Below are 23994 nucleotides of genomic sequence, written 5' to 3'. Positions count from 1 at the left end.
GGTTCTTTTTTACAAACAGAAATATGTTCATTTGTGTGGCTTCTTCTAAATTTTGAAGATAAGCAGTATAATTACAAATATGAATAATCTATATATCTTTTTAAATACAATTTTTACACAAAAAGGTTTATTCACCTAAGTGATAAAAATTATAACTTATTGATTTAAAATTAATTAAACCTTTAAAAACAGCTGATATCATTTTATTAAAATATTTTTTAAATCGAACTTAATCAACCTCTTACAAACAAAAAAACGACTCGAAAGTCGCTTTTGGTATATCTACTAAATCCTGAATTTACATTTTCATCAACCAGTTACGCATATCAACTTCTTTCAAAATAATACCGCGTACATCTTCAATTTTTACACGTTGTTGTTCCATAGTATCTCTGTGACGAATAGTTACCATATTGTCTTCCAAAGTATCATGATCTACCGTAATACAGAAAGGCGTTCCTGCTGCATCTTGTCTTCGGTAACGACGTCCGACAGCATCTTTTTCATCGTATGTTACGTTGAAATCGAATTTTAAATCGTCCATGATTTTATGAGCAATTTCTGGTAAACCATCTTTCTTTACCAATGGTAAAACCGCCGCTTTTGTTGGTGCTAATACTGCTGGCAAACGTAAAACTGTTCGTTCTGAACCATCTTCCAAAGTTTCATCTACTAATGAGTTTGAGAAGATTGCTAAAAACATACGATCCAATCCAATTGAAGTTTCTACTACATATGGCACATAGCTTTCTTTGGCTTCATGATCGAAGTATTGTAATTTTTTACCTGAATGTTTTTCGTGTGCTTTTAAATCAAAATCTGTACGCGAATGAATTCCTTCTAATTCTTTGAAACCGAATGGAAATTTGAACTCAATATCTGTAGCAGCATCTGCATAATGCGCTAATTTTTCATGATCGTGAAAACGGTAATTTTCTGCTCCTATTCCAAGTGATAAATGCCACTTCATACGATTTTCTTTCCATTGCTCGTACCATTCTTTTTGCGTTCCTGGTTTTACAAAGAATTGCATTTCCATTTGTTCAAATTCACGCTGTCTAAAGATAAATTGACGCGCTACAATTTCATTACGGAATGCTTTTCCTGTTTGTGCAATTCCGAAAGGAATTTTCATTCGACCAGTTTTTTGCACATTCAAGAAATTTACAAAAATACCTTGTGCCGTTTCTGGTCGTAAATATAAGTCCATTGCACTATCTGCGGAAGCGCCAAGCTTCGTACCAAACATAAGGTTGAATTGCTTCACTTCTGTCCAGTTTCTAGAACCTGTCATCGGATCTGCAATTTCCAACTCTTCTATTAATAATTTTACGTCTGCTAAGTCTTCGTTTTCTAACGATTTCCCTAAACGAGAAAGAATGGTATTTATTTTTTCTTGATAGCCAACAACGCGTCCGTTTGTAGACACAAATTCTTCTTTATTGAATGCATCGCCAAAACGTTTTTCTGCCTTTTTGACTTCTTTTTCAATCTTGTTTTCAATTTTAAGACAGTAGTCTTCAACCAAAACATCGGCGCGATAGCGTTTTTTTGAATCTTTGTTATCAATTAAAGGATCATTAAACGCGTCAACGTGGCCAGAAGCTTTCCAAGTGGTCGGATGCATTAATATTGCAGCATCAATCCCAACAATATTTTCGTTCATTTGCACCATTGCTTTCCACCAATAGTCGCGTATATTTTTCTTTAACTCTGCTCCATTTTGAGCATAATCGTATACAGCACTCAATCCGTCATAAATTTCACTTGATTGAAATATATAACCGTATTCTTTTGCGTGCGATACTACCTTCTTAAATTGATCGTCTTGTTTTGCCATGCGCAAATATAAAACGTTTGTAGATTAGCTACAAGCTATTTTTGTGCGATGTATACAAAAGCTGGTGGAATGTTGAATGCTTCAAAAGATAACTTTACTTTATCATTGAAAACTTCCTTTAATTTTTTGTAATAGGTAAGACTGTATTGGTATTGTACATATAAACTATCATCAACCATTGCTTCGTATGCGTTGGCTAATATTTTATCGCTTATTTCTTTAGGAATATTGGTGAGTGGCAAACTTGAAATGATACAATCTGCCTTTTCGAAACCGTGTTTTTTAAGAATTGGCATAATATCTTCTGCCGAAACTTTTTCTATAATTAATTGCGAATGTTTTATTTTTTCTAAAGATTGAAAAAACTTTTCGTTAATTTCAAACGTAATTAGTTTTGTGTGTGGTTGTATTCTTTTTAAAATCTCTTTGGTGATAATTCCATTTCCTGAACCAAATTCAACAATTACTTTAACCGTTGAAAAGTCAATATTTTTTACAATTCTTCGAGATAGAAATCGTGAACTTGGAAAGATTGTTCCCGAAGTTTTAATATCGCGTATTGCTTCTCTAAAAAAATTTAATTTGTCCAATTTTGGAGATTTTTAATATGACGCGAAGTAAAGAAAATATTCATTAACTACTGTCTTTTTTATAGTATTCTTTGCGTTATCGAATTATGAGTATCTAAAGGATGTAATTGGAAAGGCTACTTATCGAAAGTGTTCAATTTACCAAATGATATGCTGTCATCGTCAAAATTATGTTGCAGTTGCTGGTTACTTTTTCGCAATACAAGCAATTGCTTCCGATATGTTATGATGGTTTCGTAATTTAAAACCGTTTGGCGTATTTTTTTGAGTAATTCTTTTGCTTTGGTTTTTTCTGCAATAACTTCTTCTGAGTCAATATTGTTATGCTTCGTTAAATGATCGTAACTTTTAATGATTTCTGTCAATTCTTCTTGCACCAAAACATTCTCTTTGTCTAGATACTCACTTTTTTGCCTGTTATCTTTATAATTAAATACAGAAATTAGCACCATAGCTACAGTCATTGCAGAGAGTGCAATTAATAATATTTTTTGTATTGTATTTTTTGTTACGCCACTCATGAAAAAAGTAGTACTTTTATATTTAATGTGTTAAAAAAATTAACGTTTCCAGTTGACAAATATATTAAATAATATTATTACTTCCATTTTTCCAAGAATTTGCTTGGGTTGCAATGCTAAATTAATGCATCAAGAGGCGCATATTTGCACGAAATGTCGTCACGATCTTCCATTTACATCATTTCATAAACATCATCAAAATCCTGTACTAAACACTTTTTATGGGCGTGTTCATATAGAAAACGCAACTGCATTACTACATTATAAAAAGAATGGAATGGTGCAACAATTATTACATCAACTAAAATATAAAGGAAGACAAGAAGTTGGCACCGTTTTAGGAAAATTATTAGGCAACGCATTACAACAAGAAGCATCTTACAGTACTATTACACATATTATTCCTGTTCCGTTGCACAAAAAACGATTGCGAAAACGTGGTTATAATCAAGTGACAACTTTTGGCGAACAATTAGCACAACATTTAGAAGCGGAATATGCAGACGACATTCTTGTCAAAATAAATAACACCAAAACACAAGCATTTAAAAAACGTGCTGCGCGCTGGCTCAACACACAACATTCGTTTGAGATTACTAATGCAGAAAAATTGGAAGGACAGCATATTTTACTCATTGATGATATAATAACCACTGGCGCAACGTTGGAAGCATGCGCACAAACGCTTAAAAATATCCCAAATATCAAGATTAGTATTGCAACAATGTCAATAGCAAGTTAAAGTCTGCGCTAGTACCAAAAATAATTAGTTAATTTGTATCACATCATTTTAGACTTTTTAATGAAACAACGTTTTATATTTTTCTTTTTAGTTACACTCTTACTTTTGTCATTTGTCAATTGTGCCAAACGTGGAACTCCAACTGGCGGCGATGCAGACAAAACGCCACCAAAATTGGTGAAAGCGCAACCAGAAGAATTCAGTACTAATTTTGACAAAAAACGAATTCGAATTTATTTCGATGAATATATCAAAGTAAAAGATATTCAGAAGCAATTAATTATTTCGCCTCCAATTAAAGAAGGCGGCTATATTATTTATCCGCAAGGAAGCGCCAGTAAATATATTGATATTCAAATTTTAGACACATTGCAGCCAAATACGACGTATTCGTTCAACTTTGGAAAAAGTATTGTAGATAATAATGAAGGTATTCCGTACGATTATTTTAAATATGTGTTTTCCACAGGTTCGTATATTGATTCTTTAGAAGTTGGCGGAACCATTAAAGATGCAGTAAACAGAAGTCCAGAAAAATTTGTTTCTGTGATGTTGTATGAAATTGATTCTACGTATACCGATTCCACAGTTTATAATAAAACCCCAACATATATCACAAATACATTGGATAGTTTGACTGAATTTAAACTTTCCAATTTGCGCGCAGGAACCTATAAAATGGTTGCTTTAAAAGAAACTTCCAACAATTATGCTTTTAATCCGCTATCTGACAAAATTGGATATGTGGAGCAAGAAGTAACAGTTCCGACAGATTCTATGTATGAAATTACAATGTTTAAAGAAATTCCAGCATTTAGAGCTACGCGTCCAGCGCAAATTTCCAAAGGAATGATTGCTTTTGGGTATGAAGGCGAAGTTGATAGTATGAAAATTACAGTCAATTCGGAAGTTGCGGAAAATTTCCGTTACAAAACCATGAAAGATCCCGAAAAAGATACACTTCGGTATTGGTTTGAAAACTTAAAACCAGCAACAGATTCTTTAGTATTTACAGTTTCTAAAGGTGCATATAGCAACGATTTTACGGTAAAGTTGAAAGAATTAGAGAGAGATTCAATGAAAATTTCGGTAAATTACAGAGGAAACATTCCGCCAAATCGCGATTTTAAAATAACTGCAAATACACCAATTGTTGCTGTGGATGATGCTACAATTTCTATTCAAAATAAAGATTCAATTCCAGTAAAATTTACTTCAAAATTCAATAAAAAAGACAATAGTTTGGATCTTTTCTTTGAGAAGAAAGAAAGCCAACGTTACAACATTACAATGTTGCCAAAAACCATTACCGATTTTTATGGCGAAGTCAATGATACGTTGAAATACGCATTAACTACTAAAGCAAATAAAGATTACGGAAACATTCAATTAACATATAATGGCACTGAGTTTCCCGTAATTATTCAAATAGTAAATGAAAAGTTAGAGTTGATTGCTGAAGAATATGTAACCGAAGCAAAACCTTTCTATAATTTTCCGTTCATTGATCCTCAAAATGTTTATTTCCGAGTTATTTTTGATACAAATAAAAATGGAAAATGGGACACTGGAAATTATCTAAAAAAGATTCAACCAGAAGTTATCAAATACTTTCCTAAAAGAGTGGAAATCAGAGCCAATTGGGACGTTATTGAAGATCTTATAGGTTTAAAGTAACATTAAATTAGAAACCAATTTTTGTTTTTTCAGTCTGATTAAAATTTTTGTTTTGGTAATTAAAAATAGCTGCCAACGTCATATCAGTAGTTGCAGTTGAATCATCATTCAATGTCTTCAAAAGTTCATTCGCTTTTTGTTTCACTAATGCCTTAAATTCGTAGTAGGCAATCATTCTTCCTTTTCGTAAAAGTGCACTATCAATCTTATTGATACTTGTGTTAAACGTACAAATTATTTTTATGTTTAAATAATCACTAAATAATCCGTCTGTTAATTGCAAAATTGTTGAAACAACCGAACTTTCATTCTGTTGTTCTCTACTTGTCAACACTTTCTCTGCATCTTCAATTATTAATACAGCATTTTGATTTTTTAGTAAGAATGAAATAAAATCTGGGTGAAGTAATTCATTGACAAATTCATTCTGAATAAAAATAAAACTCTTTTTATCATGTTTGCTAATGAGGCTTTTAATATAAGATGTTTTCCCAGTTCCAGGAATTCCATGCAACAAAATGAGTCCTGCTTTTTCAATAGCTAATGATTCTTCAATAATATCATTAACTTGTTTAAAATCATCATTATACATACTTTGTATATCACATTCAAAATTTTCAGTTCTTACATCTTTAGTATAAAAATTACTTTTATTTCTTGATAATACTTTAAATACTGGCGTTCGGTTCAATCCAAATTTTGTTCTCAATTTATGGTTTGTAGCAATTACCCATTTCTCTAGTTCTAGATCTGAATTATCATAAAGAAAATCGACTGTTAACTCATCATTTTCTAATGACACCCAAATTATGAGTTCTTCTGAGGTGCTTTTTAGGAGATATTGAAACGGGAAATCCTTTGTAAAATCAGCATCTTTAGCATCTTCTGTACTCCAATGTTTAAAAATCACTTCTATTTTTTGTGATTTAAAATCAATAGTATCCACAATGTCTTCCATATTGGATTTACTTCCTTCAAGTGGAGTTTCCAAGAGGAGTTTTGAAGCTAACTTGCCAAAACAAACAGTAAAATATGAAGTTCTTTCAAATTCATTATAAGAATCAAATGCTTGAATTAATTCTGCCATTAAATTATTTTTTAAATTAAATTTTGGAGGAATGAAGTTATATTAATTTTTCTAGAGAAAAATTGAAATCAGCGCAAATTTAGATATTATTAATTTAATTTAAACGCATCTTTATCATCTAAAAATTTCAATTTATTTCTATACGTTTCTATGTGCGGTTTCGTGAGTGTAACAATTTCTGTTTCCTCTTTATTTGGTGTTATATTCGTGATTTTTTCGCCCAAAACATCATACGTTGCGCAATGTCCAGGATATTCATTCGAATTCGCGTCAAGTCCAACTCTATTCACGCCAATACAATAACTCATATTTTCAATAGCACGTGCTTTTAACAATGCGTCCCAAGCATTAATTCGCGGTTTTGGCCAATTTGCCACATACAATAAAACATCATAATTCTCCACGTTTCTTGCCCAAACAGGAAAGCGTAAATCGTAACAAATTAGCGGGCAAATTTTCCAACCTTTAAAGTTAATGAGCTTCTTTTCCGTTCCTGCTGTATATACTTTATGTTCCCCAGCTAAGGTAAATGTATGTCGTTTATCATACGTTTCAATTGCTCCGGAAGGAAGCACAAATACCAACCTATTGAAATAATTTCCATTTTCTGTAATGACTAAACTTCCCGTAATCGCGGCATTTTTGGCTTTTGCTAATGCTTTTATCCAAGTCATCGTTTCGCCGTTCATGGTTTCGGCAACAACTTCGGGTTTCATGGTAAAACCAGAAGTGAACATTTCTGGCAAAACAATTAAATCGATAGTTTCCGTAATTGCGTTGATTTTTTTGGCTAATTGCACCCGATTTTGCGCAGGGTTTTCCCAAATAAGATTGGTTTGTAGTAACGCTATTTTTAGTTGTTGGTTTTGCATGTTGGTATTTTCATTTCGACTCCGCTCAATGTGACAGGTTTGTAATTTACAAAAAAACACGAATCCAAATGATATTAAATGACTAATTAAAAATCTATTTGTAGTACCTTGAGCGGAGTCGAAAGGTTATTTCCCAGTAATATCCAACACTTCAAACAATCTCGCTTTGAAAGTTCTTCCAATCGGAATGCGTTTGTCGTGAATATACACTTCGTTTCCCGTGATTTTATCAACATGATCTTTATTAATCACAAACGATTTATGAATTTGAACAAATTGATTTTCAGGCAATTTATCTTTCCAAGTGCGCAATGTTCCTATAAAAGATAGTTTTTGCGGTTTGCTTACTAATGTGAGGTAATTTCGTTCGGATTCGACATAAAAAATATCCTGAAACTGAATTTTATAAAAGGTTTTATCAACGTTTAAAAATAAGGTGTCCGAAACTGCTTTTGTCGCTTCCGCAGAAGTAACTCTGGGTTGATTCCGCTGTGTTTTTTGAATTGCCTTTAGGAAACGTTCCAACGAAAACGGCTTCACTAAATAATCAATAATGGTTTCAAACTCAAAACTTTCTACTGCATAATCAGGATACGCAGTTGTCATAATAATTGTTGGCGGATTTTTGAGCGTTCGCAGAAAACTCAATCCAGAAATATCGGGTAAATTAATGTCTAAAAAAATCAAGTCAATATCTTCTGTGTATAACGTGTCATATGCTTTTAAAGCAGCATTAAATGTTGCCACTAATTCCAAATGTGATACTTTTTCAATATAACTTTTCAGAATGCGTTGTGCAGGAATTTCATCTTCAATAATAATACATTTCAGCTTATTCAACTCCTTCATTTCAATTGTAATTTTAACGTTACACAATACTTTTCTTTCTCTTCAATCTTCAATTCGTAGGTGTCTTTATAAATTAAATCCAATCGTTTTTTAAGGTTTTGCAAACCAATTTGATCGACTGCACCTATTTTTGTTGCATCAAAATCATTCGTACAAACACATGCTAACGTGTCATTTTCTACTTTGATTTTTATATGAATATGTGTGTCTATTGTGCTATGTTTAAAAGCGTTTTCAATAATAGTAATCAATAACAAAGGTGCAATTTCATAATTGAATTGGGAAACTTCTTTTTTGTAGTGAATCGTTTTAATTCCTTCGGTTCTAATTTCTTGAAACGCAATATAATTGTCTATAAATGTGAGTTCTTTTTCAAGCGAAACAAACGTTGCATTGCTTTCATATAACACATGTTTTAAATTATTGGACAACATCAAAATCAACTCAGGTACTTGCGCAGGTTTTTCTAATGAATACGAATAAATCGTGTTTAAATTATTAAATAATACATGCGGATTTATCTGCGATTTAAGGAATTTTAACTCCATTTCCGTGTGTTTTAGCTGAATTGCTTCTACTTCATCTTTCTTCTCCAAATACCGAAACAACATCCAAATAAAGGAGAAAAAGATAATCGGAACAATGGTTTGCCACACATAATCTGACAAGCATTTTACAACGCTACAACCGCATTCTGCAAAAGCATAACAATACAATTGTGTGGCTAAAAAACTAATCAATGCAATGATGAGAATGTAGATTGTATACCATTTTCTTTTTTCAAAAAAAGGCAACAAAATAAAGTCATTCGCATACACAATAATGACTAAAATAGATAAGTATTGTAGAAACGGATTTTCTGCCCAATAATAATCTGAAAAGTAAAATAAAGAAACAAAAGTGAACAAAATCCAAAACAGAATATGAATCAGTATTTTAGAAATTTTATGGCTAAAAAAATTCATGTGCGGTTATTACAAGCATTCAAAGTACTAATAAACGCAGCGTTCTTCAAATATTAGCGGATAAAATACGCGTTTTGCTGTACAAACGTCTGTTTTAACTACAAGAAATGTGTTGCACGATTCCATGTATTTCATACTATTTTTTGAACGTGTTGTACACTTTTTTAGTGTATTATTCTTAATTGTTGAAGTTTTGAATCATCAATTTAAAACAATCAAAAAATGAACAGAATTATCATCGCAATTACATTTCTTTTACTATGTCAAATTTCGCTTTCGCAAGAAGTGAATCAGGTTACCAAAGATGCAAAAGGTCGTGAAAAAATGTTGGGCGAAATTACCAAAGATGGTTTTACGTCGAACACTTTTAATTCCTGGTTTACACCAAATTACGAAGCGTACAAACCTGATGAAGTTATTGTGAAAAAACTCAAGCGAACCCTTAAAAAATATACAATTACAGTATTTATGGGAACTTGGTGTGGCGATAGCAAAAGTGAAGTACCAAAGCTTTATAAAGTGTTAGAAGCTGCCAATTTTCCTGAAAGCAACTTACGCGTTGTCGGACTTAATAATGTTCGAGAATCTTATAAACAAGGACCAAATGGTGAAGAAAAAGACTTGAATATTCATCGAGTTCCAACCTTTATTGTATACAATAAAAGAGGAAAGGAAGTTGGACGTATTGTAGAACATCCTGTGGAAAGTTTGGAAGCCGATTTGTTGAAAATTTGTCGTGGAAAATCATACGAACATAAGTATCAAGTTGTTTCGCAATTGGATCATATTTTCACTAAAAAAGGCGCTTCTTACGTAACTGAAAATTTAGAAAAAGTGACTTCCAAACTACAGGCGTATTCAAAAAGTTTAAGTGAATTAAATACATATGGTTATGTGTTGCTTCGCGCGAAAGCGACATCAAAAGCGATTACCGTTTTTACTATAAATACAAAATTATTTCCAACAGATAAAAACTGTTATGATAGTTTGGCAGAAGCCTATTTTGTTGCAAAAAATTATGAAAAAGCAACGGAAAACTACCACAAAGTATTGGAGTTGGATGCGAATGATACAAATGCTAAGACAATGTTAGCCAAAATGCAGTGATACTAATTTCAACGCAAAGTTTGTTTAGAAAAGCAACGCTTCTCCATGTGAGATTTGGCGTTGCTTTTTGTGTTTAGACACTGGAGCACAAAAATTATTTTAACTTGAGTATGATAAAAAACAAAGTTAATTCTTTGTCTATTCTATCCGCAAATACTTATTTTTTTTTGAGCAAAATTGCTTTGTTCTTATTTAATAGTTATATTTAGATCATAACCAATTTAAAAATTTATAACCATGAAAGTAAAAAGCATCAAAAAGTTAGCATTAGCAAAAATGGCAATTGCACGTTTGGAGAGTTTAGATCAAATTAAAGGAAAAGGTCTCCGTCCGACAACCTCTGATGGACCAGCAGCTCCATGTTGCCAACACCATTAATAAAAGATTGTTTTAAGAACAATGTATATGAAAAAGCTTCTCGACGAGAAGCTTTTTTTATTGAAATGATGCAAAAATTTTATTGCTGTTTTTTACATTCTTCCTTTTTAAGATTAAATAAAACTCAAAACAAGATGTATATATTTTATTATTATTATTTTTAACTCTTTATCTTCTTTCATGAAAAGTCATAATTAAAAATGCCCTACCACAGTTTTTAACGTACTTTTCAAAAAAGAGCATTCCATTTTCTCAAAATCAAGTTTTTATGATACGAAAGGTAGTTACGTTTTGGAGTTATATTGTTTTCATAGTATTTGCTTCAAACACCTTTGCGCAAGAAATGCCCGAAAATGCATCTTCAAAAGAAATCTTAGAATTTATCATTCAACAGAAACATTCCAATCCTGATTTAGCCAAAAAATACACACAAATTCTGCTAGAAAAAAGTAGAAATACAAACGACACAGAAGGTGTTTTTAATGCACATTTTCAAAATGCACGCATTGCTACTATTGAAGGAAATTATTCGCTTGCTATTCACTATTGTGATTCCGCCATTGTAACTGCAAAGAAGTTAAATAATGACGTTTCGCTGGCAGAATCATATCTTACAAAAGGTACTGCAATTATAAATCTTGGCGATAATAAGAGAGCGTTGGCGAGTTACCTAAAAGCCTTAGACATTGCAAATCAACGAAACGATATTCAATTAAAAATTAAAGCAAAAGCCAATATTGCGAAGATAAAAAGGCGCATGGGATTTTTTGATGAAGCATTGGAAATTTACAAACACAATGCGCAATTAGCCGATCAATATCAATTTGAAGATCCATTGATTGCAATTAATTCATATATGGGCGTTGGCGGCACGTTTTTACGTTTACAACTACCCGATTCTACCTTGCATTATTCTAAAATTGGATTGCAAAAGAGTTTGGCTATTAACGACGATGAAGGTGTGAGTTATTTTTATATCGATTTTGGAATTGCCTATTTTATCAAAGGTGATTTTGAAGTAGCTATTGAATATTTAACCAAAGCAGAAAAGATTACAAAAGGACTCAATAATCAAAAACGATTAACAGAAATCTATTATTATATAGGAAAATCATATTACGAATTAAAATCTTATCAAAAAGCCGTTGAATTTCTTAAAAAAGTAGAAACTATTGTTGCTACAAAAAATACGGAAAAAGTAGATAGTTTCAATCCGCCAGAATTATTAGGAACGTATCGTACGTTGGCAAATTCGTATGAGCAACTTCAACAAAACGAATACTATTTAGCGTATACGCAAAAATATATAGAGTTAAATAAATACAACGAAACGAGACAAATTGAAGTTATTAAAGATTTATATGAAACGGTTCGCAAAGAAAATGATGATCTTTCTTCCTTGACATCTAAGTTGAGAAATAGATTGGTTTATGTAATTATGTTCACATTTTTTGTGTTAGGATTGTGTGGCTTTTTCTTGTTTAAATTCATCAAAGTTAGAAAACAAAATAAAGTCATTTTTGAAAAACTAGTTTCACAAATTGAAGCTAAAAAAGTACCAAAAAAGAAAGCTAATTTTACTATTGAAGATAAAAAAGTACAAGCCATTTTAGAGCGTTTGGATAAGTTAGAACAATCACTTTTTTATCTAAATAGTAATTGCACGCTACAAACAATTTCAAAAAAAGTAAAGACCAACACGACGTATTTATCTAAAATTATTACAACGTATAAGCAGAAAAAATTTTACGAATATATCAACGAATTACGTATTGAATATGTATTGAAACGGCTCAAAGAAGATTCAAAATTTCGCAACTATTCTATCAAGCATATTGCCGAAGAAATAGGATATAAGAGTACAAATTCGTTTACAAAATATTTTAAAGCGTATACAAAATTGTATCCTTCCTATTATATTAAGAATCTTGAGAATACATTAGGAAATGACACCTCAAATTAAATAATTTGAGGTTTACATAGTACACCATTATATGTTTTAGCTTTTGAATATGCTATCTTTCACATTATTCTAACTAAATAATCTTAATTTATGAAAGTAAAGCAGTTACAAAAATTGAAGCTTACAAAAGCAACTATCTCTCAAATTAATCAAAAAATTTCCATGCAACTTAAAGGCGGAACTCGCCAAGGAGATACGGGACTTGGAAATTCTGGAATGGCTACACAATGTGGAGACATTGTTTGTTATTAACAGTAATTATATCGTATAATTTTTCAAAAACCAGAAGTTTAGCTTCTGGTTTTTTTATGCTTCACTTTCTAATTTTCATATAATTTCTCTTACCTCAATTGCTACAATTTTTATGCTTCTTGCGTTAACAATCTTTTGAATGACGCAATTTCTAGTATACTTTTAAGAAACAAAAATCGCGAAATATTAGGGAATATTTGTAACCTATATAAGAAGTGAATTATTAAACAATCTTAAACTTTAAACCATGAAAAAACAACAAGCAAAATCACTGAAGTTAGTAAAAGCTTCCATTGCAAATTTGGAACCACAAACACAACAAGAAGTTATCGGTGGTAGAACAAGCCCTTGGACAGGTTGCGGAAGTATAGAATATTCTGTATGCGCTACTTCTTGTCACGCTCACTAAAAATTAACTTATTAACTTTATTAAACCAAAATTTATGAAAACTCAAAAAACAAAATCACTAAAATTAGTAAAGGCGTCAATTGCAAATTTAGATCCACAAACACAACAAGAAGTTGTTGGTGGACGCACACGCATTGGCGATTGTAATAGTAGAACATCAATGTGTGTTACATCTTGTCACGCACACTAAAATTTATTCATTAACCTCATTAAACCAAAACTTATGAAAACTCAAAAAACAAAATCATTAAAATTAGTAAAAGCATCAATTGCAAATTTAGATCCTAAAAAACAACACACAATAAATGGTGGAGGACGTTCATTCAGAACTATTTGCATCACTTCTTGTGTAGTACATTAATGAAAAAATTATTTAGGTAAAATAAAAGGACACTGAGACTCTCGAAGTGTCCTTTTTATATTCTATTCAAAATTTTTGCAGCTTGTGCTAACGTTTCTTCTGTTTTAGCAAAGCAGAAACGCAACAATTTATGATCTTCTTTATTCGTGTTAAACACAGAAAGCGGAATGGACGCAATTTTGTATTCGCGCGTTAATCTTTTGGCAAATTCGGTATCAAATTCGTCCGTAATATTTTCATAAGATAAAACCTGAAAATACGTTCCTTGTGATGGTTTCCACGTAAAACGAGAATCTTTAATTTCATTTAGAAAATAATCTCGCTTTCGCTGGAAAAATGCCGGAAGTCCCAAATAATTCTTTGGATTTTTTAAATACTTTCCAATTCCAATTTGCATCGGATGATTCACTGAAAACACATTGAATTGATGTACTTTTTTAAATTCGTGCATCAATGCTTTTGGCGCAACGCAATAGCCCATTTTCCAACCTGTATTATGAAATGTTTTCCCAAAAGAAGCTGTAATAAAAGCGCGTTCGGCAAGTTTCGGATATAAAGCCGCACTTTGATGTTGTGCGCCATCAAAAATGATGTGTTCGTAGACTTCATCACTCAATAATATAATGTTTGTATTTTCTAGAATTGACGACAATTCTAACATATCTGCTTTTGACAAAACCGTTCCGCTTGGATTGTGCGGCGTATTGATAATTAGCAACTTTGTTTTCGTCGTAATTTTACTTCGAACTTCATTCCAATCCACTGAAAATTCTTTTCCTTTCAGCTGAATCGGGATTACTTTTCCACCGTGAACCTCAACCGCTGGTGCGTAACAATCGTATGCTGGCGTAAATATGATGACTTCGTCAGTTGGTCGTACAAATGCACTTATAATGGTAAAAATAGCTTGTGTTGCGCCTGCTGTAACCGTAATTTCTGTTGCCGGATTGTAATCTCGTTGATACAATAATTCCATTTTTTCTGCAATTGCTTCGCGTAAAATTAACGCGCCTGGCATTGGCGCATATTGATTGTAATTTTCACGCAATGCTTGCTGAACAAGTTCAATCAATTTTGGATCAGAAGGAAAATTAGGAAATCCTTGAGAAAGATTAATTGCGTTTTCCTGTGCTGCTAATTGACTCATCACGGTAAAAATCGTGGTTTCTATGTTTGGAAGTTTGGAAATGTGGTTCATGATTGTCTGTTGTCTATTGTCTGTTGTCTGTTGTCTGTTGTCTGTTGTCTGTTGTCTGTTGAAAATTAAGCATAATAAATTAAAGCGTCAATATTGAACAAAAAGTGCATTTCTGTATGTCTAGTGAGATGCTGAATCAAGTTCAGCATGACGAAATCCATTCAAAACATCTTACAACAATATTCTTGACTCTTTTATCTATTTAAAAATTCTCCAGAATTTCTTCTAAATTTTCAATAATCGGATCTACGTCTTTGTTGTTTTTTTGTTGCTTTTTTCGAACGATGATAAATCCAACAATTAACAGCCAACTATATGTCATTCCGTATGCTATCAACTTAAATTGCAACGTTGCTTCATGCAAAACATCTTGAAAATAAATCGTCATTCCAATAGCTAATAATACCAAATAAACTGGCATAAAAAAATTGGTAATCCACTTGAAATATTTTAGTTTTTTCAGCATTTTCGTCGCGAATGATTTCATGTTTTCCGAAATATCATTCGGCGTACGCCAAAATAATACGCGATACCACATCATTGCTAAAGTCACAGTTAATAGAATGAACATAAATGTTAATGCTAAATAGAAATTATCCGAACGTTCTTTGAGCGGATTTGCCTTCCATAACCAACCAAAAACTACAAATATTACTGCAAAAGAAATACTCATTAATACGTTTCCAAACACAATTTTGCGTTGTAGTTTTTTGAGCTTTCCAAATAATGAATCGCTCACATCTTTTCGTTCAATTTCTTTAGAAGAAACTGAGTTCCAATCGTTTTGTAAATCGTTGAAATCATTCATTATTGTATATTTTTAAAAGTCGTTTTTTGATTCTACTAATACGAACACCAACATTGTTGGCTTCGATTCCGATGATGTCTGCAATTTCTTTGTAACTCAGTTCTTCTAAAACTAAACTGATAATTAACCGCTCGTCTTTTTTGAGTTTTTGTACACATTGCATGAGTTTATTCACACGATTTTCTTGCGATTGCCGTTCTGTATCAATGGCTGCTTCAAACGTATCGGGCAATTCATTATTAAAAAGTGACAGGTGTTTTTTAGTATTTCTGTTGAACGTAATTGTTGTATTTAGCGTAACTCTGTACAACCAAGTTGTTAGTTTTGAATTTCCTTTGAAATTTTTGAGTCCATTCCATACGTTGATTAATACTTCTTGATACAAATCATCTACCAATTCTTTTTCATAGAGATATGCAAAGCAAATTCGGTAGATTTTGTCTTTGTGATGTGTGATGATTTCTTTGAAATAATCTTCTCGCATGCGCGTGTTTTACATTTTATATAAATTAGAAATAACTGATAAAATCATTGATTACATTTAATTTATTTGATCTTTCTTATTTTTTGCTTGCCCAAAGAAAAGAAACAAAAGAAAAGGCATTTTTCTGGCAGGTATTTTTAGTTTTCTCTTCGGAAAACTAAAACCGAAAAACTTTTGCTAAATTTTCTCCAAGGCTTCGAAAATTTTTAACGCAAAACCTTTTCTATACTTCAGAAAAAAAATTCACTGTTAATTTTACAATCATTCGTTGATAAAATTAGAAACTTCCTTGTAAAATTCCGTTGGATTATCGAGCATGATAAAATGTTCTGCTTTGTCTATAATTTTTACTGTGCACGAACTACAATTTTCATATTGTTTTTGATACATTTTCAACTTATCGGCACGTGTAAAGTTAGGAAATTGTGGAATAGGTTTGTTCCAGTTTGTCAAAACTAATGTTGGCGTTTTTATGTGTTGAATGTCATCACGAATGTCTGTACTTAACATTTCAAATACTGTAAATCCAAGTGTTCTACGGTCTGACTTTGCTGCGTCATTTACTACAAATTCAAGATTTTCTTTGTTGCGCATCATTCCATTAATTGATTGTTTTAGCGTATTTCTCAACGTTAAACTGTCCATTGGCATGTACATTTCTTTCATCATTCCATAGGAAGATTTTACAACTTCTACTGTGACTGCATCATTGTAAGAACCAGCCAAAAACGGTAAACTATCTACAATGATAATTTTTGAAACTAGATTTTGATCTTCAATTGCGATTAATAAACTTGTAAATCCGCCAATACTGTGACCAATTAAAATGCTGTTTTTGGTTTTATGCTTTTTGATATATCCGATTAATTCTGTTTTGACTTCTTGCAGAATGTTCTCCGAAGCAATTGGTTTCACGCCACCATAACCTGCCAATGTAATGACATGAATTTCGTAGTTGTCTTTGTATGTTTTAACGGTTTCATTCCAAACATTTCCCGAACAAGATAATCCAGGAATTAAGAACATGGTGTCGCCTTTTCCATGAACGGAAACTTCAAAAGCAGGTGTTTTTTGGGTTTCTTGTCCGAGTAGATTCGCGAAAGCAAAAAGAAATAATAGAATTGAAAGTTTAGTTTTCATCGTTTGTGATTTTGTATTTCTCTTTTAGTACACTTCCGTGAGATTTATTACAGGTTGAAACTAAATAATTGAAAAATTAAATGATTGAAAAATTGAAAAAAACCAATGCAAGAAGTTTATAAGTAAGCAGATTTCTTTTCGATTTCGTTCAATATTGGGTTTGTTCTCGATACATTTTATATACAAGTAATTCTTCCGTTTCGTTTGGCAATTTTGTTGTTCCTGTAAGTTTTAAACCAAGCTTTTCCAATAGTTTTTGAGACGACGTATTATTTTTTGATGTAATGGCACTTATTGCGTTAACTCCAAATTCATTGAATGCTACATTTTTAATTTTATTGGCAGCTTCAAAAGCAAATCCTTTTCTTTCATATTCGGGCAAAAAAGCAAAACCAATATCAATTCCTTCTAATCCTTCTCGGTCATATAATCCACAAGTTCCAATTTTTACGTTGTCTATTTTTCGTGTAAGCGTATAGTTTGAAAATCCAAGTCTTTCCAATTGAGGACGCATTTTAGTTACGATATAATCTTTTGCAGCTTCAACAGATCTAATATTTCTGTCGCCTATATTTTCAATCCATTTTGGAGAATTGATTAATTCAAAGATAAATTCAGCATCTTCAACTGAAGTTGGTTTTATGAAAAGTCTTTCTGTTTCAAAATTTTTATATGCTTCCATTTTATTTTATTTATTGAAAAATTAAATGATTGAAAAATTGAAAAAAATAAAGATTGCTTCACTATCGTTCGCAATGACGTTTCAAATAAAAAATCTAAAAATCCAACTTTCTAAGTCAGTCTAAAAAGTCTATTCCACAATTTCCATCTTCTTCAATAAGAATGAAGCATTCATGTTGGAACAGATTCCTTTTTTGAGTTGATAGCCGAAAAATAGTTCGTCATCAATGATTTCTGCATCGAAGAAATAGTTTTTGACTTGATCAATTTCTTTGTCAAGTTCGCACAAACTTAAGTCGTGTGTTGCAATGATTCCTGCTGCATTTTGTGACGCGAGTTTTTGCACAATTTTTTTAGAACCCATTGCTTTATCATGACTATTTGTTCCTTTGAGAATTTCATCAAGAATGATAAAATACGTATCGTCCTTGATTTGATCTACAATCATTTTTAAGCGTTGCAATTCCGAAAAGAAATACGAAGCGCCTTCCGCCAACGAATCCGTTGTACGCATGCTTGTAATGAGTTTTATAGGCGAATAGTTTGCGTTTTCTGCACAGATTGGCAAACCTGTGTTTGACATGACAATACTTAACGAAACCGTTCGGAGAAATGTACTTTTTCCTGCCATGTTTGCGCCTGTAATTATGAAAAATTCTGAGTTTCCGATGTTGAAATCGTTGTCAATTCTGTTTTTTGTTCGCAGTAATGGATGTCCTAATTGTTTGGCGTCTAAAACCTGGTTTCCGTTTTTCGTAATTGTTGGATACACAAATTTTGGATGATTGAACGCAAAGTTTCCTAAACTGTTGTACGCATCAAAAAAGGTAACCACATCAAACCATTGCGCTACTTTTTGGCTGTGTTTGTCAATCCAGATTTCTATTTGATATGATTTTGAAATGTCCCACAATAAAAGTCCATTTAAGAAGATTGCCACCAAGATATTATTTCTGTTATCTAAGGCATCTATTCGTTTTGAAAATTCTCTAACAAGTGTGGACGCTTTTTGTACATCGCTGTGAATGTTTCGTTGTTTTTCTAACAAGCCTTTTGACGTAAATATTGCTTCTTCAATACGATTTAAGAGTTGTCCGTATTGCTGAAATGTATCTTTCGCTTTGCTTGTATGAAACGATAATTTGTTGATGTTTTTTAGAAATTTTCCTGTGATTCCCAAACCAATTCCTATCCAAAGTAAGAGATAGAGAAATGAAATTATTCCCATAAATGATAATATGACGACTGCAATTGATAACAACGAAAAAATAATTGGTATATACCGCATGATTTTTGGAATGAAACTTTTGTAATCGCTTAACCAATCTGTGATATTTTTTGAAGTCGTTTCTACTTTTATGAGTAATGCAATTGCTGAGAAATGTTGTCGCCAATCTGCTTTTTCAGCCAATTCTTGGATTGCTTTTTGTCGTGTTGAAATGTCTGAAATATTGTTACTCGCTAATAATTTAGCCAATTCATTTTTTCCTTCGCGCGTTGTTGCTCTGTTTAGATATTGAAAGAATGAAGCTTTTCCAAATAGATCAATGTCGTAACTGAAATAGTGTTCTGTGTTTAAGAATTCTTCGCCTGTTGGCAATTTAGAAAGATCGCCATTGAGCACATCAATTTCTACCTGATTGCATTCAATTAACGCTTTTAGTTTGTTACGTTGATAGACTAAATCCGCATGACGAAAGACTAAGTATAGAAAGCTTCCCATTCCGACAATTGATGAAATGATGACATAATTCCATTGTCCAAAGAAGAGATATATCGCGAAAGCAATACTTAAAAAAACAACAAAACGTACAATACTTGATTGATTGAGTTTTCGTCGTTGAATTTTTAATTCCGCTTCAAATTTTGCTTTTTGTGAAGTATAGAAAGTAATCGGTTGTTGCATGATAGGTTTCTGAGAAATATCTCGCCAAGAAACAAAAAATTATAATTTATATGTGAAGATTGGCGCTGATTGTTATCAATTTTAACGTTTTAGCGAACTTATAATTGCTGATTGTCCACTTCTTTGAAGAACGAAATGATGGTTTGTACCGCATTTGTATAAAACGTTGGATGAATGTTTTCGAAATCGTCCGTTGGTTTGTGATAATCTTTGTGATCTTCTACACCAAAGTAAATGAATGGAATTTTTGCTGTGTGAAATCCTGCGTGATCGCTGGAATATGTCCATTCTTTGTGACCAATTAGTAAGGTTACTTCTCCACTTTTTTCAAGGTTTTCAATAATTGGTTTGTATTGTGAATAGTATTGTGGACCAACTGCATAGAGTTCTTTTTTATCACTACGACTTATCATGTCCATGTTGATGTTAAGCTTTAATTGTTCTTTTGGAACGATGGAATTTTCTATATAGTAATACGAACCTAACAATCCTTTTTCTTCCGCATCAAAAGCGATTAATAGTACAGAATGCTTTGGTGGATATTTCTGAAGGTATTCGGCGAAAGCCAATAACGCACTTATTCCAGAAGCATCATCATCAGCGCCATTATACACTTTCCCATTTTTGATTCCTTCATGATCGTAATGTGCTGTGATTACAATGTATTCAGCTGCTTTTTCGCTTCCTTTTATGTAGCCAATTATATTTTCTCCTTGTGTAGCTTTTAATTTTTTAGGTAATGGAAATACTTGTTCAAAGCTTTCTCCTAACGGTTTTACGTTTAGTTTTTTGAATTCACCAATGATATAGTTTTTTGCTTTTGTAGCGCCAAGCGTTCCTGTTTCTCTTCCTTGATATATATCTGAAGATAATTCTTTTACGTGCTTTAATAAATTGATTTCATTGAAGTCATACGCAATCGTTTCTGTTTGATTGGTTTCTGTGTTTTCGGGCTTGGTTTCTTGTTTACAGCTTATTAAAAGTAAGAGTATTATAAAGTTACTTATGATATATTTCATGGGATTATTTTTGATCAATTTAATTAAAAAATCCCAAGCAATTTGCTCAGGATTTTAAGTGTAATTTTATAAATGTAACCCTTTTATGCATTTTGATAAAATTCGTCAATTCGAGTGAATTTTACGATTGAAAATGAGTAAAATTTGTATCGAGCATAGCAATTTTTTACACTAAACAGGTTCTCGATATTTCGACCAAGCTCAACACAAGTAAAATTTTTCGTGCCTCAAAATCACTCGAACTGACGCTTTATTATACTTTTGAATTAAAATGCACAACGGGTAAATGTATGTTATCCTTTGAAAGATGCTGACAAGTATTCACGATTCATACGTGCAATATTTTCAAGCGAAATTCCTTTCGGGCATTCTACTTCGCAAGCTCCAGTGTTGGTACAGTTTCCGAATCCTTCGTCGTCCATCTGTTTTACCATATTTAATACACGATCTGTTGCTTCTACTTGTCCTTGTGGCAATAATGCAAATTGCGATACTTTTGCCGAAACGAATAACATTGCACTAGAGTTTTTACAACTTGCTACACAAGCTCCACAACCAATACATGTTGCGGCATCAAAAGCCGTATCTGCATCGTGTTTGTTTACAGGAGTTGCATTGGCATCAATGGTATTCCCAGAGGTATTTACAGAAATAAATCCTCCCGCATGCTGAATACGATCAAAAGAGCCTCTATCTACAATTAAATCTTTGATTACTGGAAATGCTTTTGCTCTGAATGGCTCTATGTAAATAGTATCGCCATCTTTAAACATACGCATGTGTAATTGACATGTAGTAACTCCACGATCTGGTCCATGCGCTTCTCCATTGATATAAAGTGAACATGATCCGCAGATTCCTTCACGACAATCGTGATCGAACGCTACTGGTTCTTCGCCTCCATTGTTTATGAGTTGTTCGTTTAAAACATCTAACATTTCAAGGAAAGACATATCAGGAGAAATATCATTGACTTTGTAATCAACCATTTTTCCTTTATCGTTAGCGTTTTTTTGACGCCAAATTTTTAACGTTAAATTCATAGCTTTGCTATTTTTAAGTTATATGTTCTTGAAAAGGAGAATTACTTAACACAATACCTTCTTTTCCTATTAGCTTTATTAAATCTCTGTACTCTTTATAAGTATTTAACCTTTTTGGTTTTGTACCTCTTGTTGTAATTATTCTTGCATTTACAGAACTATTATTGAGATGTTTTACTAAATTATTAATTGAAATCAATACTTGCCTTAATCCTTTTTGAACATTAGAACCTTTTAGTTCTATAAAGTATAATTTTTGATTTGCATTTAATAAATAATCACATCTTGTTTCAATATTACTTGGTTTGTAAATACAACCATCTACTTTATATATTAATATACTTTCGTTGGTTCTGTTTATTGCTCTATAAATACTTTTCTTTTCTCTTAAAACAATGTTTCTATCTGTAACTGTTTCTTTGCAATTGTCAATTATTTCTTTATTCATCTGAAATGCTTTTCATTTCGATGTTCAACAATTCATCAAATTCACTATTAATAGTTTCTGATACATTATCTAAATCATCTAAGTTGATTAAGCATTCTTTAACATCTACTAAATCTTTAGCTTGCCCATTGTTTAAAAAGTAGACAGAAATATCATTTACATCAATCCATGCTTTTTTTGAAATGATTTCATTTACTTCTTTTTCAAACTTTCCATTATCTGTTGTACCAACTTTATGTGCATAAATCAAGTTACTTAATGTTGTTAAGATGTATGGACTATGCGTTGGTAAAATGAATTTATTATTAGACTGATTAATTGATTCTATAAAGAATTCAACTAATTTTTTTTGCGTTTTGGGAAATAGATTAAGCTCAGGTTCTTCAACTGTGATTGTTCTTTTTCGTTTTTCAATTTCACTGTAATACTTTATAGCTAAGAAAGTTGGTATAGTGGATTGATAACCGCTTGCGCCAGTATGTAAATAATGAAAATCATTAGTGTCTATCTTTTTTACTTTACTTAATCCATTTTCATTTCTAAAAATTAAGCTTAAAGGTTTAATTTCTATGTCTGTCCGATACTCTCTTACTATTCTATTAATTTTAGCTAGTTCATCTAATATTGCAGTTGACAGAAGTGAGTCTTTACTAACTGATACGGACTGAAAACCTCGTTCTGCAGGAATGAATAGCGGGTTATCCATTACCTTTTTTACATTTAATCTATAAAAATTCTCGTTTGGAGTCCATCCACTTGCATAAAAAATTTCAGTTTCTGACACTTTATCACTTACTTCTTCATCTTTTTTGAGGCTTTCTAGCTCATTTAAAAGTTTCGTGAAATTAGTTGAGTTTGAATGTATTCTTGTTTCTGTTTGATAGTATTCTTTTTTAAGATCATCTGTTGTAGTTACAGTTTCAAACTCTGTAATTAATTTATTTTTAAATTCGAATGTATACAATTCATTTTCATAAAAAAATTCAGATGCATCTTGAAGATACTCATCAATTCCCCAATCTTTTAATCCTTTATAAAATTGTTCGTTGTTATGAAAGATATGTTGACTTTCAATATCTATTGAATAATTTACTATATAAGAAAAATACCTACAAATACTCAACACCTTAGCAATGGTACTTTTTCCTGTAGCTTGCTCACCAATAAGCACATTGATTTTTCCTAAATCTAAATCAACAGATTTAATAGGACCAAAGTTTTTAATGATAAGCTTCTCTTTCATCTTTGTAGATTACGAGTATTGAGCCGTTGAATTCACAACAATTTTTTATTGATTTAACTTAGGCTGTTGTGTCCCACCAATTTGAGAAATGTCCAAACCTGCTTGTTCAAAATCAATATCTATACCACCTGTTTTTCTTAAAACGAAATTTAAAATTGCACATGCAATAAGCGTTATAATGAAAACTATTATTCCAGCAAAAATTACCATAAGTATTATTGCAAAAAGTCCTCCGCCTAATACTGCAGCTCCTGCTGACAGATCAGAAGCTCCACCAACTAATGATAATAATAGTATTATTGGCACATAGATAATCAGTAAAAGTATAAGGTATACTATTGTTGCTACTACTGCATATTTTACAGGATCGATTCTTTTTAATTTTAATTTTACAAGATTGTTCATCGTATT

The 23994-nt window shown here is 31.9% G+C and carries 27 protein-coding genes; 9 read left to right on the top strand and 18 right to left on the bottom strand.

What is annotated here, in order from left to right:
- Positions 1–298 precede the first annotated feature (298 nt).
- The 3 genes from IMCC3317_RS16420 to IMCC3317_RS16410 form a co-directional block, all read right to left on the bottom strand.
- A complete protein-coding gene (locus tag IMCC3317_RS16420; RefSeq protein ID WP_160130575.1) occupies positions 299–1840 on the bottom strand; it encodes a glycine--tRNA ligase in 1542 nt (513 codons plus the stop codon).
- Positions 1841–1875: 35 nt separating this feature from the next.
- Positions 1876–2430, bottom strand: a complete 555-nt coding sequence (locus IMCC3317_RS16415) for a class I SAM-dependent methyltransferase (RefSeq protein WP_160130574.1) — start codon at positions 2428–2430, stop codon at positions 1876–1878.
- Positions 2431–2546: 116 nt separating this feature from the next.
- Positions 2547–2951, bottom strand: a complete 405-nt coding sequence (locus IMCC3317_RS16410) for a hypothetical protein (protein WP_160130573.1) — start codon at positions 2949–2951, stop codon at positions 2547–2549.
- A 52-nt stretch (positions 2952–3003) separates the two neighbouring features.
- Here IMCC3317_RS16410 and IMCC3317_RS16405 point away from each other — a divergent pair, with 52 nt between their 5' ends.
- Both IMCC3317_RS16405 and IMCC3317_RS16400 read left to right on the top strand, forming a co-directional pair.
- Positions 3004–3693 (top strand): ComF family protein, encoded by a 690-nt coding sequence (locus IMCC3317_RS16405; RefSeq protein ID WP_317172552.1) that lies wholly within the window; start codon positions 3004–3006, stop codon positions 3691–3693.
- 33 nt (positions 3694–3726) lie between these two features.
- A complete protein-coding gene (locus IMCC3317_RS16400; RefSeq protein WP_228054829.1) occupies positions 3727–5370 on the top strand; it encodes an Ig-like domain-containing protein in 1644 nt (547 codons plus the stop codon).
- Between the two features lie 7 nt (positions 5371–5377).
- Here IMCC3317_RS16400 and IMCC3317_RS16395 read toward each other — a convergent pair whose 3' ends face one another.
- The 4 genes from IMCC3317_RS16395 to IMCC3317_RS16380 all read right to left on the bottom strand — a co-directional run bounded on the left by IMCC3317_RS16395 (position 5378) and on the right by IMCC3317_RS16380 (position 9143).
- The gene (locus IMCC3317_RS16395) at positions 5378–6457 is read right to left on the bottom strand and encodes an AAA family ATPase (RefSeq protein WP_160130572.1); all 1080 of its coding nucleotides are present in this window, start codon (positions 6455–6457) and stop codon (positions 5378–5380) included.
- Positions 6458–6546: 89 nt separating this feature from the next.
- Positions 6547–7329, bottom strand: a complete 783-nt coding sequence (locus IMCC3317_RS16390; RefSeq protein WP_160130571.1) for an amidohydrolase — start codon at positions 7327–7329, stop codon at positions 6547–6549.
- 126 nt (positions 7330–7455) lie between these two features.
- Entirely contained in the window at positions 7456–8178 is a 723-nt protein-coding gene (locus IMCC3317_RS16385; protein WP_228054827.1) for a LytR/AlgR family response regulator transcription factor, read from the bottom strand.
- Complete coding sequence (locus IMCC3317_RS16380; RefSeq protein ID WP_160130570.1) at positions 8175–9143, bottom strand: sensor histidine kinase; 969 nt, start codon at positions 9141–9143, stop codon at positions 8175–8177. The genes IMCC3317_RS16385 and IMCC3317_RS16380 overlap by 4 nt, the downstream gene beginning before the upstream one ends.
- A gap of 222 nt (positions 9144–9365) precedes the next feature.
- Between IMCC3317_RS16380 and IMCC3317_RS16375 the strand changes: the two genes are divergently transcribed.
- The 7 genes from IMCC3317_RS16375 to IMCC3317_RS23210 all read left to right on the top strand — a co-directional run bounded on the left by IMCC3317_RS16375 (position 9366) and on the right by IMCC3317_RS23210 (position 13613).
- Positions 9366–10250, top strand: a complete 885-nt coding sequence (locus tag IMCC3317_RS16375) for a thioredoxin family protein (RefSeq protein WP_160130569.1) — start codon at positions 9366–9368, stop codon at positions 10248–10250.
- Positions 10251–10487: 237 nt separating this feature from the next.
- On the top strand, positions 10488–10628 hold the full coding sequence (locus IMCC3317_RS16370) for a hypothetical protein (RefSeq protein WP_160130568.1): 141 nt from the start codon (positions 10488–10490) through the stop codon (positions 10626–10628).
- Between the two features lie 268 nt (positions 10629–10896).
- Positions 10897–12591, top strand: a complete 1695-nt coding sequence (locus IMCC3317_RS16365; protein WP_160130567.1) for a helix-turn-helix domain-containing protein — start codon at positions 10897–10899, stop codon at positions 12589–12591.
- A 90-nt stretch (positions 12592–12681) separates the two neighbouring features.
- Positions 12682–12843: a hypothetical protein gene (locus IMCC3317_RS16360; RefSeq protein WP_160130566.1), complete on the top strand. Its 162-nt coding sequence runs from the start codon at positions 12682–12684 to the stop codon at positions 12841–12843.
- Between the two features lie 247 nt (positions 12844–13090).
- Positions 13091–13252, top strand: coding sequence for a class I lanthipeptide (locus IMCC3317_RS23220; RefSeq protein WP_170293855.1), 162 nt, complete (start codon positions 13091–13093; stop codon positions 13250–13252).
- Positions 13253–13286: 34 nt separating this feature from the next.
- Entirely contained in the window at positions 13287–13442 is a 156-nt protein-coding gene (locus IMCC3317_RS23215) for a class I lanthipeptide (RefSeq protein WP_170293854.1), read from the top strand.
- 33 nt (positions 13443–13475) lie between these two features.
- Positions 13476–13613: a hypothetical protein gene (locus IMCC3317_RS23210; protein ID WP_170293853.1), complete on the top strand. Its 138-nt coding sequence runs from the start codon at positions 13476–13478 to the stop codon at positions 13611–13613.
- Positions 13614–13668: 55 nt separating this feature from the next.
- Here IMCC3317_RS23210 and IMCC3317_RS16355 read toward each other — a convergent pair whose 3' ends face one another.
- The 11 genes from IMCC3317_RS16355 to IMCC3317_RS16305 all read right to left on the bottom strand — a co-directional run bounded on the left by IMCC3317_RS16355 (position 13669) and on the right by IMCC3317_RS16305 (position 23988).
- Positions 13669–14811, bottom strand: coding sequence for a methionine aminotransferase (locus tag IMCC3317_RS16355; protein WP_160130565.1), 1143 nt, complete (start codon positions 14809–14811; stop codon positions 13669–13671).
- A 202-nt stretch (positions 14812–15013) separates the two neighbouring features.
- Entirely contained in the window at positions 15014–15619 is a 606-nt protein-coding gene (locus IMCC3317_RS16350; protein WP_160130564.1) for a hypothetical protein, read from the bottom strand.
- Complete coding sequence (locus IMCC3317_RS16345) at positions 15612–16103, bottom strand: RNA polymerase sigma factor (RefSeq protein ID WP_160130563.1); 492 nt, start codon at positions 16101–16103, stop codon at positions 15612–15614. Before IMCC3317_RS16345 ends, IMCC3317_RS16350 begins: the two co-directional genes overlap by 8 nt.
- Positions 16104–16364: 261 nt before the next feature.
- Positions 16365–17243: an alpha/beta fold hydrolase gene (locus tag IMCC3317_RS16340; RefSeq protein WP_160130562.1), complete on the bottom strand. Its 879-nt coding sequence runs from the start codon at positions 17241–17243 to the stop codon at positions 16365–16367.
- Positions 17244–17391: 148 nt separating this feature from the next.
- Positions 17392–17925, bottom strand: a complete 534-nt coding sequence (locus tag IMCC3317_RS16335) for a GNAT family N-acetyltransferase (protein WP_160130561.1) — start codon at positions 17923–17925, stop codon at positions 17392–17394.
- Between the two features lie 129 nt (positions 17926–18054).
- Complete coding sequence (locus tag IMCC3317_RS16330; RefSeq protein ID WP_160130560.1) at positions 18055–19830, bottom strand: MutS-related protein; 1776 nt, start codon at positions 19828–19830, stop codon at positions 18055–18057.
- 98 nt (positions 19831–19928) lie between these two features.
- The gene (locus IMCC3317_RS16325; RefSeq protein ID WP_160130559.1) at positions 19929–20849 is read right to left on the bottom strand and encodes a M28 family peptidase; all 921 of its coding nucleotides are present in this window, start codon (positions 20847–20849) and stop codon (positions 19929–19931) included.
- 293 nt (positions 20850–21142) lie between these two features.
- Entirely contained in the window at positions 21143–21892 is a 750-nt protein-coding gene (locus IMCC3317_RS16320) for a succinate dehydrogenase/fumarate reductase iron-sulfur subunit (protein ID WP_160130558.1), read from the bottom strand.
- Positions 21893–21905: 13 nt separating this feature from the next.
- Entirely contained in the window at positions 21906–22340 is a 435-nt protein-coding gene (locus IMCC3317_RS16315) for a hypothetical protein (protein WP_160130557.1), read from the bottom strand.
- The gene (locus IMCC3317_RS16310; RefSeq protein ID WP_160130556.1) at positions 22333–23583 is read right to left on the bottom strand and encodes an AAA family ATPase; all 1251 of its coding nucleotides are present in this window, start codon (positions 23581–23583) and stop codon (positions 22333–22335) included. The genes IMCC3317_RS16315 and IMCC3317_RS16310 overlap by 8 nt, the downstream gene beginning before the upstream one ends.
- A 45-nt stretch (positions 23584–23628) precedes the next feature.
- On the bottom strand, positions 23629–23988 hold the full coding sequence (locus IMCC3317_RS16305) for a hypothetical protein (protein WP_160130555.1): 360 nt from the start codon (positions 23986–23988) through the stop codon (positions 23629–23631).
- Positions 23989–23994: the final 6 nt, after the last annotated feature.

Source organism: Kordia antarctica (genome assembly GCF_009901525.1).
Lineage (GTDB): Bacteria > Bacteroidota > Bacteroidia > Flavobacteriales > Flavobacteriaceae > Kordia > Kordia antarctica.
The sequence above is the reverse complement of the archived record's forward strand: the minus strand, read 5'-3'. Positions and strand labels throughout refer to the sequence as shown.